Annotated in this window: 14 protein-coding genes; 11 read left to right on the forward strand and 3 right to left on the reverse strand. The window is 32.8% G+C overall.

From position 1 onward, the window contains the following. The first annotated feature begins 51 nt into the window (after positions 1-51). Positions 52-1395, forward strand: a complete 1344-nt coding sequence (locus NQQ59_RS19420) for an FAD-dependent oxidoreductase (RefSeq protein WP_144217405.1) — start codon at positions 52-54, stop codon at positions 1393-1395. A gap of 134 nt (positions 1396-1529) precedes the next feature. On the opposite strand, the gene NQQ59_RS19425 is transcribed toward NQQ59_RS19420, so the two are convergent. Next, on the reverse strand, positions 1530-3047 hold the full coding sequence (locus tag NQQ59_RS19425) for a helicase HerA-like domain-containing protein (protein WP_144217406.1): 1518 nt from the start codon (positions 3045-3047) through the stop codon (positions 1530-1532). A 381-nt stretch (positions 3048-3428) separates the two neighbouring features. On the opposite strand from NQQ59_RS19425, the gene NQQ59_RS19430 reads away from it, so the two are divergent. The 8 genes from NQQ59_RS19430 to NQQ59_RS19465 all read left to right on the forward strand — a co-directional run bounded on the left by NQQ59_RS19430 (position 3429) and on the right by NQQ59_RS19465 (position 9898). Continuing rightward, complete coding sequence (locus NQQ59_RS19430) at positions 3429-4253, forward strand: MotA/TolQ/ExbB proton channel family protein (protein WP_008464979.1); 825 nt, start codon at positions 3429-3431, stop codon at positions 4251-4253. Positions 4254-4295: 42 nt separating this feature from the next. Continuing rightward, a complete protein-coding gene (locus tag NQQ59_RS19435; RefSeq protein ID WP_144217408.1) occupies positions 4296-4907 on the forward strand; it encodes an ExbD/TolR family protein in 612 nt (203 codons plus the stop codon). Positions 4908-4926: 19 nt separating this feature from the next. After that, positions 4927-5487 (forward strand): ExbD/TolR family protein, encoded by a 561-nt coding sequence (locus NQQ59_RS19440; RefSeq protein ID WP_144217410.1) that lies wholly within the window; start codon positions 4927-4929, stop codon positions 5485-5487. Between the two features lie 33 nt (positions 5488-5520). Next, the gene (locus tag NQQ59_RS19445) at positions 5521-6324 is read left to right on the forward strand and encodes an energy transducer TonB (protein ID WP_144217413.1); all 804 of its coding nucleotides are present in this window, start codon (positions 5521-5523) and stop codon (positions 6322-6324) included. Then, positions 6324-6554 (forward strand): hypothetical protein, encoded by a 231-nt coding sequence (locus NQQ59_RS19450; protein ID WP_144217416.1) that lies wholly within the window; start codon positions 6324-6326, stop codon positions 6552-6554. The genes NQQ59_RS19445 and NQQ59_RS19450 overlap by 1 nt, the downstream gene beginning before the upstream one ends. Before the next feature lie 2 nt (positions 6555-6556). Then, positions 6557-7480, forward strand: a complete 924-nt coding sequence (locus NQQ59_RS19455; RefSeq protein ID WP_144217418.1) for a PstS family phosphate ABC transporter substrate-binding protein — start codon at positions 6557-6559, stop codon at positions 7478-7480. Between the two features lie 16 nt (positions 7481-7496). Continuing rightward, entirely contained in the window at positions 7497-9164 is a 1668-nt protein-coding gene (locus NQQ59_RS19460) for a tetratricopeptide repeat protein (protein WP_144217420.1), read from the forward strand. A 101-nt stretch (positions 9165-9265) separates the two neighbouring features. Beyond that, the gene (locus tag NQQ59_RS19465; protein ID WP_144217423.1) at positions 9266-9898 is read left to right on the forward strand and encodes a 7-carboxy-7-deazaguanine synthase QueE; all 633 of its coding nucleotides are present in this window, start codon (positions 9266-9268) and stop codon (positions 9896-9898) included. Between the two features lie 32 nt (positions 9899-9930). Here NQQ59_RS19465 and NQQ59_RS19470 read toward each other — a convergent pair whose 3' ends face one another. Together NQQ59_RS19470 and NQQ59_RS19475 are read right to left on the reverse strand one after the other, a co-directional pair. Beyond that, the gene (locus NQQ59_RS19470) at positions 9931-10476 is read right to left on the reverse strand and encodes a YfiT family bacillithiol transferase (RefSeq protein WP_144217425.1); all 546 of its coding nucleotides are present in this window, start codon (positions 10474-10476) and stop codon (positions 9931-9933) included. Positions 10477-10497: 21 nt separating this feature from the next. Further along, a complete protein-coding gene (locus NQQ59_RS19475; RefSeq protein ID WP_144217428.1) occupies positions 10498-11205 on the reverse strand; it encodes a class I SAM-dependent methyltransferase in 708 nt (235 codons plus the stop codon). Positions 11206-11277: 72 nt separating this feature from the next. On the opposite strand from NQQ59_RS19475, the gene NQQ59_RS19480 reads away from it, so the two are divergent. Then, entirely contained in the window at positions 11278-11772 is a 495-nt protein-coding gene (locus NQQ59_RS19480) for a YkgJ family cysteine cluster protein (RefSeq protein ID WP_144217430.1), read from the forward strand. A 78-nt stretch (positions 11773-11850) separates the two neighbouring features. After that, entirely contained in the window at positions 11851-13086 is a 1236-nt protein-coding gene (locus tag NQQ59_RS19485; protein ID WP_144217433.1) for an ABC transporter permease, read from the forward strand. Positions 13087-13878: the final 792 nt, after the last annotated feature.

Raw genomic sequence — 13878 nt, forward strand, 5'->3', positions numbered from 1 at the left:
CTTATGTATAATTATTAGTTATTTTTACGATCCAATATTAGATTTTCCTTGATGCAAACTTCATTAAAAATTGCTGTGGTTGGTTCTGGACTTGTAGGATCGTTGCTGGCAATTTATCTTAAAAAAGCTGGTCACACGGTTCATGTTTATGATCGTAGTCCGGATATTCGAAAAATAAATTTCTCTGGACGTTCCATTAATTTGGCAATGTCTAATCGCGGCTGGAAAGCTTTGGATGCCGTTGGAGTAGGAGATGCGGTTCGAGAAATTGCAATTCCAATGGACAAACGCGCCATTCATTTGGTGGATAAACTAAACTTTCAGAATTACGGTCAGGAAGGAGAATCTATTTATTCGATTTCTAGAGGAAAACTAAATCGTAAAATGATCGACTTGGCAGAACAAGCTGGAGCCGAATTTCATTTTGAACAAAAAGTTTGGGATGTTACCTTAAACGATGCAACTTTACATATTGGTGAAAGCGAAAGAGGAGAGTGGGAAGAACGAAAATTCGATATGGTTTTTGGTGCCGATGGTGCTTTCTCTAGAATTCGTCATAGAATGCAGCGTCAGAGCATGTTTAATTATTCTCAGGAATTTCTAAACATGGGATATAAAGAACTTAATATTCCTGCAAATCCAGACGGAACTCATAAACTAGATAAAAACTCTTTTCATATTTGGCCACGAGGTGAGTATATGTTGATTGCACTTCCTAATCTTGATGGAAGTTTTACTTGTACTTTATTTATGCCTTTTGAAGGACAAAATTCTTTCGAGTCCTTAACAGATCGAAAAATGGTGGAAGATTTCTTTGAGAAAAACTTCCCAGATTCAATTGATGTAATTCCGGAATTGGCTAACGATTTCTTTAAAAATCCGACAAGTACTTTGGTAACAATGAAATGTTTTCCTTGGACTTTTGAGAATAAAATTGCTTTAATTGGAGATGCCTGTCATGCCATTGTTCCGTTTTATGGACAAGGAATGAATGCTGGTTTTGAAGATATTACGGTTTTGAATGAAATGATTGAAAAGTACCAAGATGACTGGAAAAAGATTTTTGCAGAGTATCAGATTTCAAGAAAACCAAATGCAGATGCCATTGCAGAGCTTTCGTATCGAAATTTCTTGGAAATGAGTACTAAAACAGCAGATGAAAAATTCTTGCTACAAAAGAAAATAGAAAAAGTATTTTCAGATAAGCATCCAGACAAATGGATTCCGCTTTACAGCCGTGTCACATTTAGTGATCGTCCATATGCAGAAGCCTTAGCAATTGGAGATTATCAAAACGGAATTATGGAAGAAGTTCTTCGAATGGAAAATATCGAAAATATTTGGGATGGCCCAGAAGTAGAGAACAAAATTCTTGCTTTATTAGAACAGGCTTAAGTTCTTTTTTTTGCCATATAAATAAATATAAATTTTACCATATAGAAAACCCTACAGGCTTTTAAAACCTGTAGGGTTTGTTATTTAGTTTGATTAAATGAACTTATATGACTTATATGGTTTAAAATAACAGCTTATTTTTTTAAGAATTTTGATAAAACCCCAAAAACACCTCTGATAAAGGTAGCGCTTGTTACGACTTTAAGAACCGATTTCGTAACTACTTCTGTGGTACTTGGTTCCGATTTTGAAGATTTTTTTGGTGCTTGTTCTTCCTGCTGAGCGGCAGCTTCAGAAGCTTCGGTTAATTTTTTGGTTAAAATTTCAAAAGCACTTTCACGGTCAATTTCTTCAGCATATTTTTTTACCAATTTTGATTTTCCGTTTATTTCGTCAATTTCAGAAGCAGATAAAATATCCATTCGACTTTGAGGAGCACGCATCATTGTTGCCACAAGAGGAGTAGGAATACCTTTTTCGTTAAGCGCTGTAACCAGTGCCTCTCCAATTCCTAAACTGGTTAATAATTCATCTGTTTTATAATATTGAGAAGTAGGATAATTATCAGCCGTTTTCTTAATTGCTTGACGATCGTTTGCAGTAAACGCCCTTAGTGCATGCTGGATCTTTAATCCTAATTGAGCTAAGACACCAGTCGGAACATCCATTGGGTTTTGAGTAACAAAATAAATTCCGACACCTTTAGAACGAATCAGTTTTACAATTGTCTCTATTTGCTCTAACAAAGCTTTACTCGCCTCATTGAAGATTAAATGCGCTTCATCAATAAAAATAACTAATTCAGGTTGTTCGGCGTCGCCTTTTTCAGGCATTTTTTGATAAATTTCAGCCAAAAGACTTAACATAAAAGTCGAGAACAATTTAGGTTTATCCTGAATATCCGTCAAGCGGATGATGTTTACGTACCCTTTACCATTTTCGTCAATTCGCATCAAATCATCTGTTTCAAAAGATAATTCTCCGAAAAACAAATCACCTCCCTGTTGCTCTAATTCTATAATTTTTCTAAGAATAGTTCCTGTTGTAGCTGTAGATATTTTACCATAACTGGCAGCGATTTCGTCTTTGCCTTCTTCTGTAATATAATTGATTACTTTTTTGATATCCTTTAAATCCAATAAAGGCATTTGGTTATCGTCACAGTATTTAAAGATAACCGCGACAACTCCAGCCTGAGTATCATTAAGATCTAAAATTCTGGAAAATAAAACAGGTCCAAATTCAGAAACAGTAGCGCGTAAACGAACTCCGTTTTGTTTAGACAAAGACATGAGTTCTACGGGAAATGCTGATACATTATAAGGTATGTTTATTTTGGCGTGTCTTTCTGTGATGAAACCCTCTTCTTTTCCTTCTTTTGCAATGCCGCTAAAATCTCCCTTTATATCCATCATCAGAACCGGAATTCCAGCGTTAGAAAGTTGCTCCGAAAATACCTGAATTGTTTTGGTTTTACCAGTTCCGGTTGCACCCGCAATTAATCCGTGACGATTTAAAGTTTTTAGAGGAATCTTTACATGTGCTTCTGCAAGTGGTTCACCGTCAAGCATTGCGCCTCCTAAGATGATGCTGTCTCCTTTTGAAGAATAACCATTATTTATATCTGCAATAAAATTGTCTTTTTTATTCATTTTTTTATTCGTAATTTAGGTGGTTATATGAGTATTGCTTTGTTTTCGAGCACATTTTATGTAGTTTTTTTTAGTAAGAAAAAGCTTTTTTTGATTGAAAAATTAATAAAAAAAAAATTCTCAGCTTTTTAAGAAGATATCAAAGGAATCTTTGAATATTTACTAAAACGTTGTAATTTTTCTAATTATCGTCCTTTTTTTTGTTTTATCTAAAAAATGATGCCAGCAAATTAATGAGATATTTTTTAAATTGAAGTTAAATTTCGGTCAATTAAATTAAAAAAAGTTTTTTTATTTAAACTAAACGTATAAATTTGCTCCTCTACAAGTTAAATATAACTAAAAAATAAAAATTATTTAAAACTATTAAAATTAAAAAAAATGGCAAACGTTAAAGTTAAAAAAGAAAGCACTTCAAATGGCGGAGGAATGATTACAGGAATCATTATTGTAGCGTGTATCTTAGTAGGGGTGTTTATTTGGAAAGTAATCATGGGGGATTCTGCTAACTTCGAAGGAGGTAATCCAGAAACAGGACATCCAATCAATACATTAGGACAAGTATATAAAGGAGGTTTCATCGTACCAGTATTATTAGGTATGTTTTTAATGGTTGTTGTTTTTTCTATTGAAAGATTTATCGTTATCGGTAAAGCTGCTGGAAAAACTAACCTTGACAAATTCATGAAAAGTGTTCAAGGTAGTATTAAAGAAGGAAACATCGAAGCTGCTATCGCTTCATGTGACAAACAACAAGGTTCAGTTGCAAACGCAATTAAATCTGCTTTGGTAAAATACCAAGATGTTAAAAAAGAAGGATTCAATAGCGAAGAAGCTTCAGAAGTAATCCACAAAGAAATTGAAGAGGCAACTTCATTAGAAATGCCAATGTTAGAGAAAAACATGACTATTATCTCTACTTTAGTATCTTTAGGTACATTAGGAGGATTATTAGGAACTGTATCTGGTATGATTAAAGCGTTTGGTGCGTTAGCTTCTGCTGGTACTCCTGACCAAGCTGCTCTTGCAACAGGTATTTCTGAGGCACTTATCAACACTGCAACAGGTATCTCTACTTCTATCTTAGCAATTGTTTCTTACAACTTCTTTACTGCTAAAATTGACGATTTAACTTACTCTATCGACGAGGCTGGTACTACTATCGTTAATACTTACAGAAAATTCAGAGGAAGTTTAAGACAATAATTAATTTTTGATATTTATATCAAAAAAATAAAATAAAAGATAATGGCTAAAATAAAAATGAAAAAAAAGTCGACATCGACAGATATGACTGCGATGTGTGATGTTGCATTCCTTTTGCTAACGTTCTTTATTTTGACCGCTACTGCTAAAGTGCCTGAGGCACTTCCTGTAGACATGCCTTCTTCTGTTGCTCAAACTAAATTGCCAGATACTGATTTGGCTATTATTACAATAGGAAAAGGAAAAGTGTTTTTTGACATCAAAGGAAGAGAAGTTCGTAAAAGAACTCTTGAAGGAATGGGTGCAAAATATGGTATTGAATTCTCAGAAGATGATAAAACCAAATTTGCTCTTATGGATGATTTTGGTGTGCCAATTACAGGTTTAAAGCAAATCATTGATATGAAAGCGGCGGACAGAACCAAAGCAAACCAACCTGGAATTCCTTTGGATTCATTAGATAATCAATTGAAAGAATGGCTTCTGATTTCTAGAAGAGCTACAATTGATTTAGATGACAAAGAATTGCAGATTGCGATTAAAGGAGATGCGAAGGAAGAATATCCAAGAATTAAAAAAATTATGGATATTTTACAAGATCAGAAAATCAATTCCTTTAACTTAGTTACAGGTAAGAGAGGGAGAGACTTTTAATTAAAAAATATACACTAAGATGGCTGAATTAAATACCGGCGACGGCGGTGGTGGTAAAGGTGGTAAAGTAAGAAGTAAAAAACAGAATTCGAAAGTCGATTTAACAGCGATGGTGGATTTGGCATTCTTATTGATTACATTCTTTATGTTAACTACTTCGCTGTCAAAGCCTCAATCGATGGATTTGTCTTTACCTGATAAGAATCCAGATGAGACAAAGAAAGATGAAACGAAGGTAGATGAGAATCGTACCATGACGGTAATGCTTAAAGCTGACAATAAAATGACTTATTATATGGGGTTATTGTCACAACCTAAGATTGGACCTAAAGACATCGCTTATGGTAAAGACGGGATTCGTAGAGAATTGCTAAAAGAGAAAAAGAATGTTTTAGCTTATTCTGCTGCTAAAGGAAAACCAGGTCAGGGGATAATTGTGATCATTAAACCAACTAAAAAATCAAATTACCGTAATTTGGTTGATATCTTGGATGAGATGGCAATTTCAGGAGTAGATACTTATGCTATCGTTCCTGAGTTTACACCAGAAGAAACGAAATTAATAGATAAAAAAGAATAATAATCTTTTTTGTCAGATTAAAAATCAAGAGATATGAAATTAGATATTATAAAAAATCAGTGGCTTGATATCGTATTCGAAGGACGTAATAAGATATATGGAGCATACGAGCTGAGAAAATCGAATGGAAAAACAACTGTGAAAGCACTTGTTATCGGTTCACTTATTTTTAGCTTTGCTGTTGCTGCACCTCTTATTGCAAGTTTCTTACCAGATTCTAAAGAAGAAGAGGTAAATACGGATATTAAGATTGCAACGGTAAAATTACCTCCAAAGAAAAAAGAGGAAATTAAACCAAATCAACCGCCACCACCGCCACCACCACCAAAAGTGGATCAGGTAAAATTCGTAAAACCTGTGGTTGCAAAGGCAGAAGAAGTAACTGAAGATCCACCAAAAATCGTGGATTTGAAAGACAAAAAAGTTGGTGCTGAAACTATCAAAGGAGATCCAGATGCAGTTTTAACTGTTGATGAACCAGTTGGTAAAGGGCCAGTTCAAGAGGTTATTCAAGAAGATAACACTGTTTATAACACAGCTGGTATCGAAGTAAAACCAGATTTCCCAGGAGGAATTGAGAAATTCTACAAATTCGTAGGAAACAATTATAAAACTCCAGAGGAAGAAGGTCTTAAAGGTAAAGTTTACGTTACGTTTGTAGTTGAAAAAGACGGTTCATTAACCGACATTAAAGTTTTAAGGGATATCGGTTACGGTACAGGAGCAGAAGCAATTCGTGTTCTTAAAAAATGTCCGAAATGGACTCCTGGCGAGCAAAATGGTAAAAAAGTAAGGGTATTATACTCTTTACCTATTACTATTCAATCTGCAGAATAATGTTAAAAGATATACTTAATAATATTCAGAAGAAATCGCTCAAAGAGCGATTTCTTCTTGTTTTAGGAATACTGTTTTTTTTAATTTATCTTGTACTCGGTTTAATGATCATGTTTTGGGAAAAGCTTCCGCTTAACATGGAATGGAAATATAGATATGCTTTCGGTGGATTATTGATTGTGTATTCGGGAATAAGATTTTTAAGATTAATTAATTCAAAAGAAGAATAATTATGTTAAAATATAGTAAGGCTTTAGGATTGATTGTTTTTGTCTTTTTGTTTGTGATGTGCAACCAAAAAAACAAGAATGAAGCTGAAAAAGAAACCATTTTAAAAGGATCAATTGATGTTACCGTTGATGAGACGGTAAAACAAATTGTAGACGATCAGGTTGCTGTTTTTGAAGGTACTTACTATGATGCAAAAATTACAGTTAAACCAAAATCTGAGGCCGAAGTAATTAACGATTTGTTGAATCAAAAGACTAAAGTTGCAATAACAACAAGAGATTTGACTACAGAGGAGAAAGCTCGCTTTGATAAAAGTAAGATTAATCCGCGGGTTACACCTTTTGCTCATGATGCTATTGCATTTATTTCAAGTAAGAGCAATAATGATACACTTATTGCGTTGAAAAGTGTAATCGATTTTCTGCAGGGAAAAGGGGATTCTAAAATCAAAGGTTTGGTTTTTGATAATCCTAATTCTAGTACAGTTCGTTACATGAAAGATTTGGCAAAGATAACTGAGGTGCCAAAGTCTGGAGTTTTCTCTTTTAAAACAAATAATGAAGTAATCAAATTTGTTTCTGAAAATGAAGGAATGATTGGTGTTATTGGTGTTAATTGGTTTTATCAACCAACACCTGACATGGTTGATACGGTAAAAAATATAAATGTTTTATACGTAAAAGGATTGGATAGTAATGAGTACTATAGTCCTACTCAGAATGACTTAGAGTTAGGAAAATATCCTCTGGCACGTGATTTGTTTATTATTAACTGCCAGGGTTATTCAGGACTTGGAATGGGATTCGCCTCTTTCATAGCTGGAGATATTGGTCAGCGTATTGTTTTGAAATCAGGATTATTGCCGTACAAAACTCCTGCTCGAAAACTTAAAATCAGAAATGAAATTATAAAAGATAAAGAATAAATTAATTACGATAAAGATGAATAAATTTAAAATTTTTAGTCTTGTTTTAATTGCTTCGGCTGCTGGAGCAAATGCACAAGACATAAACGAAGCAAAAAAAGCAATTGATGCAGAACAGTTTGATAAAGCTAAAACTATCTTAAAATCAATTATTAAATCTAAACCATCTGATGGTGAAGCAAATTTTGTTTTAGGTAACGTTTATTTAAATCAATCTGTAGTGGATTCTGCGAAAATCTATTATAATAATGGATTGCAGGCTTCTGATAAGAAAAACTTAAGCTATATTGGTTTAGGACAATTAGATTTGGATGCTAAAAATACAGCTGCTGCTCAGGCAAATTTTACTTTAGCAACTAAAGACATGAGAAAAAAAGATGTAAATGAATTTATTTATATCGCAAGAGCATACATGAATTCTGACAATCCAGATTATAAAAGTGCTGTTGATGTTTTGAAACGTGCTTTATTGGTTGATCCTCAAAATGCTCAAGCTCTTTTGGCTATTGGTGATGCATACTACGGATCAAATAATCAAAATGATGCTTATAAATCATACCGTGATGCTTTTACTGCTGACAATACTTTGTTGAGAGCAAAAATGCAACTTGGAGTTTTATTAAAAGGAGCTAAGTCTTATGATGAAGCAATTAAATCATTCAACGAAGTAATTGCTTTAAATGCAAGTTACGGTCCAGTTTACAGAGAGCTTGCTGAAACATATTACAAATGGGCAAGAAATAAGCCTTCTACTGCAAAAGTTAACTTGCAAAATGCTATTACAAACTACGAGAAGTATTTGAGTTTAACAGATTACTCAATGGATTCAAAAATGCGTCACGCAGATTTCTTGATTTTGGTTAAAGATTACAAACAATTAGAAACTGTAGCAAACAAAATGATTGCTGAGGATAAAGTGAATCCAAGAATCTACAGATATTTAGGATATGCTGCTTACGAAAATGGAAATGTTGATGTAGCAATTAAATCTATCGAAGATTATATCAAAGTTCCAGAAAATAAAGTTATTGGTAGAGATTACTACTATTTAGGTTTATCTAAAATTAAAAAGGGAACTGCTGCTGATGGTACAATTGACCAAGCCGCTTTTGATGCTGGTTTAGCAGATATTAAAAAAGCAATTGAATTAGAGCCTTTAGTAGTTGAAGAATTTGCTGACTTTGGAAAAGAATTATTCGGTAAGAAACAATACGCGCAAGCAGCATCAATCTTTGAGCTTGGTGCAAACAATAAAGAATCTAAAAATTATTTAGACGATGCTGTGTATTATGGAATTTCTGTTTACTATGGTAATGCTGGTAAACCTGTTGAAAACCGTGATAAAGCTGCCTTAGAAAATGCTATAGCTACTTTTGATAAAGTTTTAGAGGCTTCTCCATCTTATGATGAAGCTTACTTGTATAAAGGTAGACTTAGTAGTGCATTAGATAAAGATGATATGATCATCAAAAACTATGAAGAGTATGTGACTAAAACTACTGCAAAAGGTGCAGAAGAAGTTGCAAAACCTGCAACTGCTAAGAAAATTGTTGAAGCTTACAATGCTATTGGTGCTGCTTATGCAAATACTGATAAAGCTAAAGCTGTAGAATATTTCAATAAAACTTTAGTTTTAGATCCTGCAAATTCATATGCAACTCAATCTATTAAAGCGCTAAAATAATTTAGATTTTTTACGATAAATAAAAAACCGATAGTTCAATAAGCTATCGGTTTTTTTTGTTCCGTATATTATTGACTATCTTTGCATTTTAAAATAGTATAATGTTATCAAAAGAAATACAATTAGAAGTAAATAAAGGAGCGATGCTTCCTTTGATGGAAGAATTTTATACCATCCAGGGAGAAGGTTCACATACAGGAAGAGCTGCTTATTTTATTAGAATTGGAGGATGTGATGTTGGATGTCACTGGTGTGATGTTAAAGAAAGTTGGAATGCAGAGATTCATCCGCCAACAAGTATTGATTTAATTGTGGAAAATGCAGCAAAATATGCTGATACGGTTGTAGTGACTGGAGGGGAACCCCTATCATGGGATATGACACTTTTAACAAATCGCTTAAAAGAGAAAAATTTGAAAGTGCATATTGAAACTTCTGGTGCTTTCGAATTATCTGGAACTTGGGATTGGATTTGTCTTTCTCCTAAAAAGAATAAATTACCAACTCAGACAGTGTACGATAATGCGCATGAATTAAAGGTTATTATTTACAATAAACATGATTTTATTTTTGCAGAAGAACAAGCGGAATTAGTAAATGACAACGCAATTTTATTTCTGCAGCCAGAATGGAGTAAGAAAGAAGAAATGACTCCGCTTATTGTCGATTATGTTATGAATAATCCGAAATGGAGGGTTTCATTGCAAACACATAAGTATTTAAATATTCCTTAAATAAAAAAATCTCTTCAAACGAAGAGATTTTTTTATTCCCAGTTTTTATATTTTTTTAAAGTAGTAATATGGGTTAAATGATGATTTCCATGCCAAGCATACATTCCTATAATTTTCTTTAGTTTGTTTTCTGAATTATCTGAAGGATGAACAAAGGTTTTTTCTAAATCAGATTCAGATAGATTTTTCATAATGTAAGCCAGTCTAAAGTGAAGTCCTTTTAATAAATCGAGAGTTGGTTGTATGGGCATGGTTAAATTGTCATTTAATTCAGACCAGAGAACTTCATCGTAAGCTTTAATTACTGGATTGTTTTCAGTCAAAGCCCATTTAATTCGAATATAGCAATTCATATGACTTTCTGCGCAATGATGAATTACTTGTCGAACTGTCCAGCCTTCAGGGCGATACGGTGTGTTAAGTTGGTCTTCTGTTAAATGGATGATTTCTTTTTCTAGTCTTTTTGGAAATGTTTCTATTTCTTTAATTTTTTCAGAAAGATATTCTAAGGAATAGTGATCGGGTGCTACAAATTTTCCAATAGGATATTTAAGTTTTTCTAAATCTAATTCTTTCATCTGATTTTTCGTGGTTTTATTTTAAACAGAAAGCCTTGCTAAGTAATCGTAATGCTCGCCTTCAAGAATAAGTTCACAATTCAAGTTGTTAGCAATTGCTGCATTTTGAAGTGTATTGTAATCTAGATACAACCAATCAAAAGGTTCTTCTTTTTCATTTTTGTAGCTAATGTTGAATGTTAGTTCTCCATAATAATCATTTTCAGAAGGAATCCATTTGCCGCCGTCTTCGTCTTCATCAAACATATAAATGATATCTGAACTGTCAATTAGAATTTGTCCTCCAGGATTTAATAGCGATTTTAGCTTAGTTAAATATTGGTTGCAGTTTTTTAGTTTTCCAAAAATGCCTGTTCCGTTCATTAGAAGTAAAATGGTGTCGAATTTTTCTCCTTCGAAATCTAAAATATTTTCAACTTTTGCATTTTTAATTCCTCTTAAAAGGCAGGTTTCAATTGCTTTTTCAGAAATATCAATTGCTGTTACGTCTAAGTTTTGTTCATTTTGTAATGATAAAGCATGACTTCCGGCTCCGCATCCTACGTCTAATATTTTTCCTTTTGCTAATTGAAGGGCTTTTTGTTCAATTTTGGGCATATCTTTATAAGTGCGAAAAAGATATTCTACGCTCATTTCATCTTCTTCAGATATTGAAGTTTCGGTGATTATATCTTCAGGTGAATTATTAGTGTAGAAATCAAATATTGCTTTTCCAAAAAGATCTTTCATTGTTTTAGTTCAAAGTTTAAGGTTTCAAGTTTAAAGTTGCTTAATTTTGCAGATCAACTTTAAATTTTAAACTTGAAACAGATTTTAAATAACTTAAGTAAGTTAGCCAAAGATAAGCATAACGAAAATAAAAAGTATTTCGATAAGCTTAAAAAGAAACAACCGAAAAATTTAGATTACGTTATGCAGGATTTGCATAATACAGAATTTAAAAAAACGGATTGTTTAAAATGTGCTAATTGCTGTAAAACAACAGGACCTCTTTTTACGCTTGCTGATATAGAGCGAATTTCTAAACATTTTAGACAAAAGCCGCAACAATTTATTGAGCAATATCTAAGAATTGATGAGGATAAAGATTATGTTTTGCAAAGTGTTCCGTGTACTTTTTTGGATAATGAAAATTATTGTATGATTTATGATGTTCGTCCTAAAGCCTGTCGTGAATTTCCGCATACTGATCGTAACAAGTTTTATCAGATTTCTAATCTGACTCTGAAAAATGTTGAAATTTGTCCTGCAGCTTATAATATAGTAGAGGAGATGAAAAAGAAGCTTCCGTTGTAAAAAAAAAAGATACTTATGTCTTAAGGGTATCTTTTTTAAGGTGTACATTTGATATTATAATAGATAAAAACTGCTAATTTGAATTTAGAATATTTTATAGCCAAAAGACTTATTGCTGCAAAAGATAACAAAAGCAGTATTTCTGCGCCTATTGTAAAAATTGCTATTTCGGCAATTGCGATAGGGATGATAATGATGATTGTTTCTGTTGCGACTGGTATAGGATTGCAAAAAAAAATACGCGATAAGGTTTCTGCTTTTAATGGCCAGATCATAATTTCAAATTATGATAATAATAATTCGGAGGTTACCTTAATTCCGATTTCTAAAAAGCAAGATTTTTATCCCAACTTTAAGTCGGTTCCTGAAGTGAGTCATATTCAGGCTATCGCTACTAAGGCAGGAATTATACGAACAGAAAATGCATTCGAAGGAATCGTCTTTAAAGGTGTGGGCGCGGACTATGACTGGAATAATATTAATGAGTTTATTGTAGCGGGTAAATTGCCTGATTTTGCAAAGGCATTGAATGAAGATGTTGTTATTTCAAAATTTCTTGCAGACCGATTAAATTTAAAAGTCGGAGAGGAGTTTAATACATTCTTTGTGAAAGAAGAACAAGGAAAATTGCCTAATAGTCGTCGATTTAAAATTGCGGCTATATTTAATTCAGGGTTTCAGGATTTTGATGCGACATATATTGTAGGAGATATTCGTCATATTCAAAAGATTAATAAGTGGAATGAGGATCAAATTGGGGCATTTGAAGTTTTTGTAAAGGACTTTGATGAAATTAAAAATGTTGGAAATCAAATTTATGAAGAAACATCTTCCAATTTAGATACGAAAACTATAATAGAGAAGTATAGTTATATTTTTGACTGGCTTCAATTGTTTGATTTTAATATTGTCATAATTCTAGGGATTATGATTCTGGTGGCGACAATTAATATGATTGTTGCTTTGTTGGTTCTTATTTTAGAAAGAACCCAAATGATAGGTATTTTAAAATCGATGGGATCAAATAACTGGTCGGTTAGAAAAATATTTCTTTATAATGCATTCTATTTAATACTTCGCGGATTGCTTTGGGGAAATATAATTGGAATAGCTATTTTATTAATTCAGCAACAATTTGGAATAGTTCAGTTAAATCCTGAAAACTATTACGTGAATCAGGCCCCTGTGTATTTAAATTGGATCTATATCTTGTTGTTGAATTTACTTACGGTGTCAATTTGTTTTATAGTGTTATTGATACCGTCTTATATAATAACTAAAATATCTCCAGTAAAAGCTATTCGTTTTGATTAAAGATAGCTGAATTTAATGTTAGAGTTAGCCCGACAGGTTTTTTAAAGCTATCGGGTTTGTTTTTTTGTGTACATATAGTATATAATAAGTACAGGGAATGATGCTGAGCGCAGCGAAGCCTTTCATTTTTGGAATTTGGAATTTCTAAAATTGGAATTTAAATAATAATTAGGAGCAATTTCCCGCTATCCGCTCCAATCTTTTCGGGGCGAACCCCGCCCCAAAAAGGATTTCCGCTCCTATCGGGGCTAGAGATGCAGTTTTCAGAAGAAGTTTTTCAGATAAAGATGTTTTCAAAACCATAATAAAAGAGAGAAATCGGCTTTAAAGAATAAAAAATCCGCAGAAAGGATAATTGAAACCAGGGTTAAAATAAGAAAAACATGTCTTAATGCAGAAAAACCTCACGTAAATTAAAAAAATATAAAAACGTAAACAATCCGTTACCAGTGAGTTAAGAAATAGTTTTAAAAAACATGGAAAAAATATAAAAAAAAGTATTGAAAATGTAAATAAAGGTTCTACTTTTGCACCCGCAACAACGAAAAACGTTCACTGAAATACTGGCAAGCAGACGGATCGAAGGAGGGTGAAAATTCCCAAAAAAAAGATTCGAAAAAGCTTGTGAGATTCGGAAATGCTTTTTAGATTTGCACCCCGCAAAACACGGAAAGTTCCTTGATAGATTGAGAGAGAAATTTGAAAGATGAGACGAAAAAAAAAGTTTCAAAAATTTTTAAATTTTTCTTGCATGAAACAAAAATAATTTTTAGTTTTGCACCCGCTTTGAGA

The sequence above is a fragment of the Flavobacterium panacis genome, assembly GCF_024649945.1.
GTDB lineage: Bacteria > Bacteroidota > Bacteroidia > Flavobacteriales > Flavobacteriaceae > Flavobacterium > Flavobacterium panacis.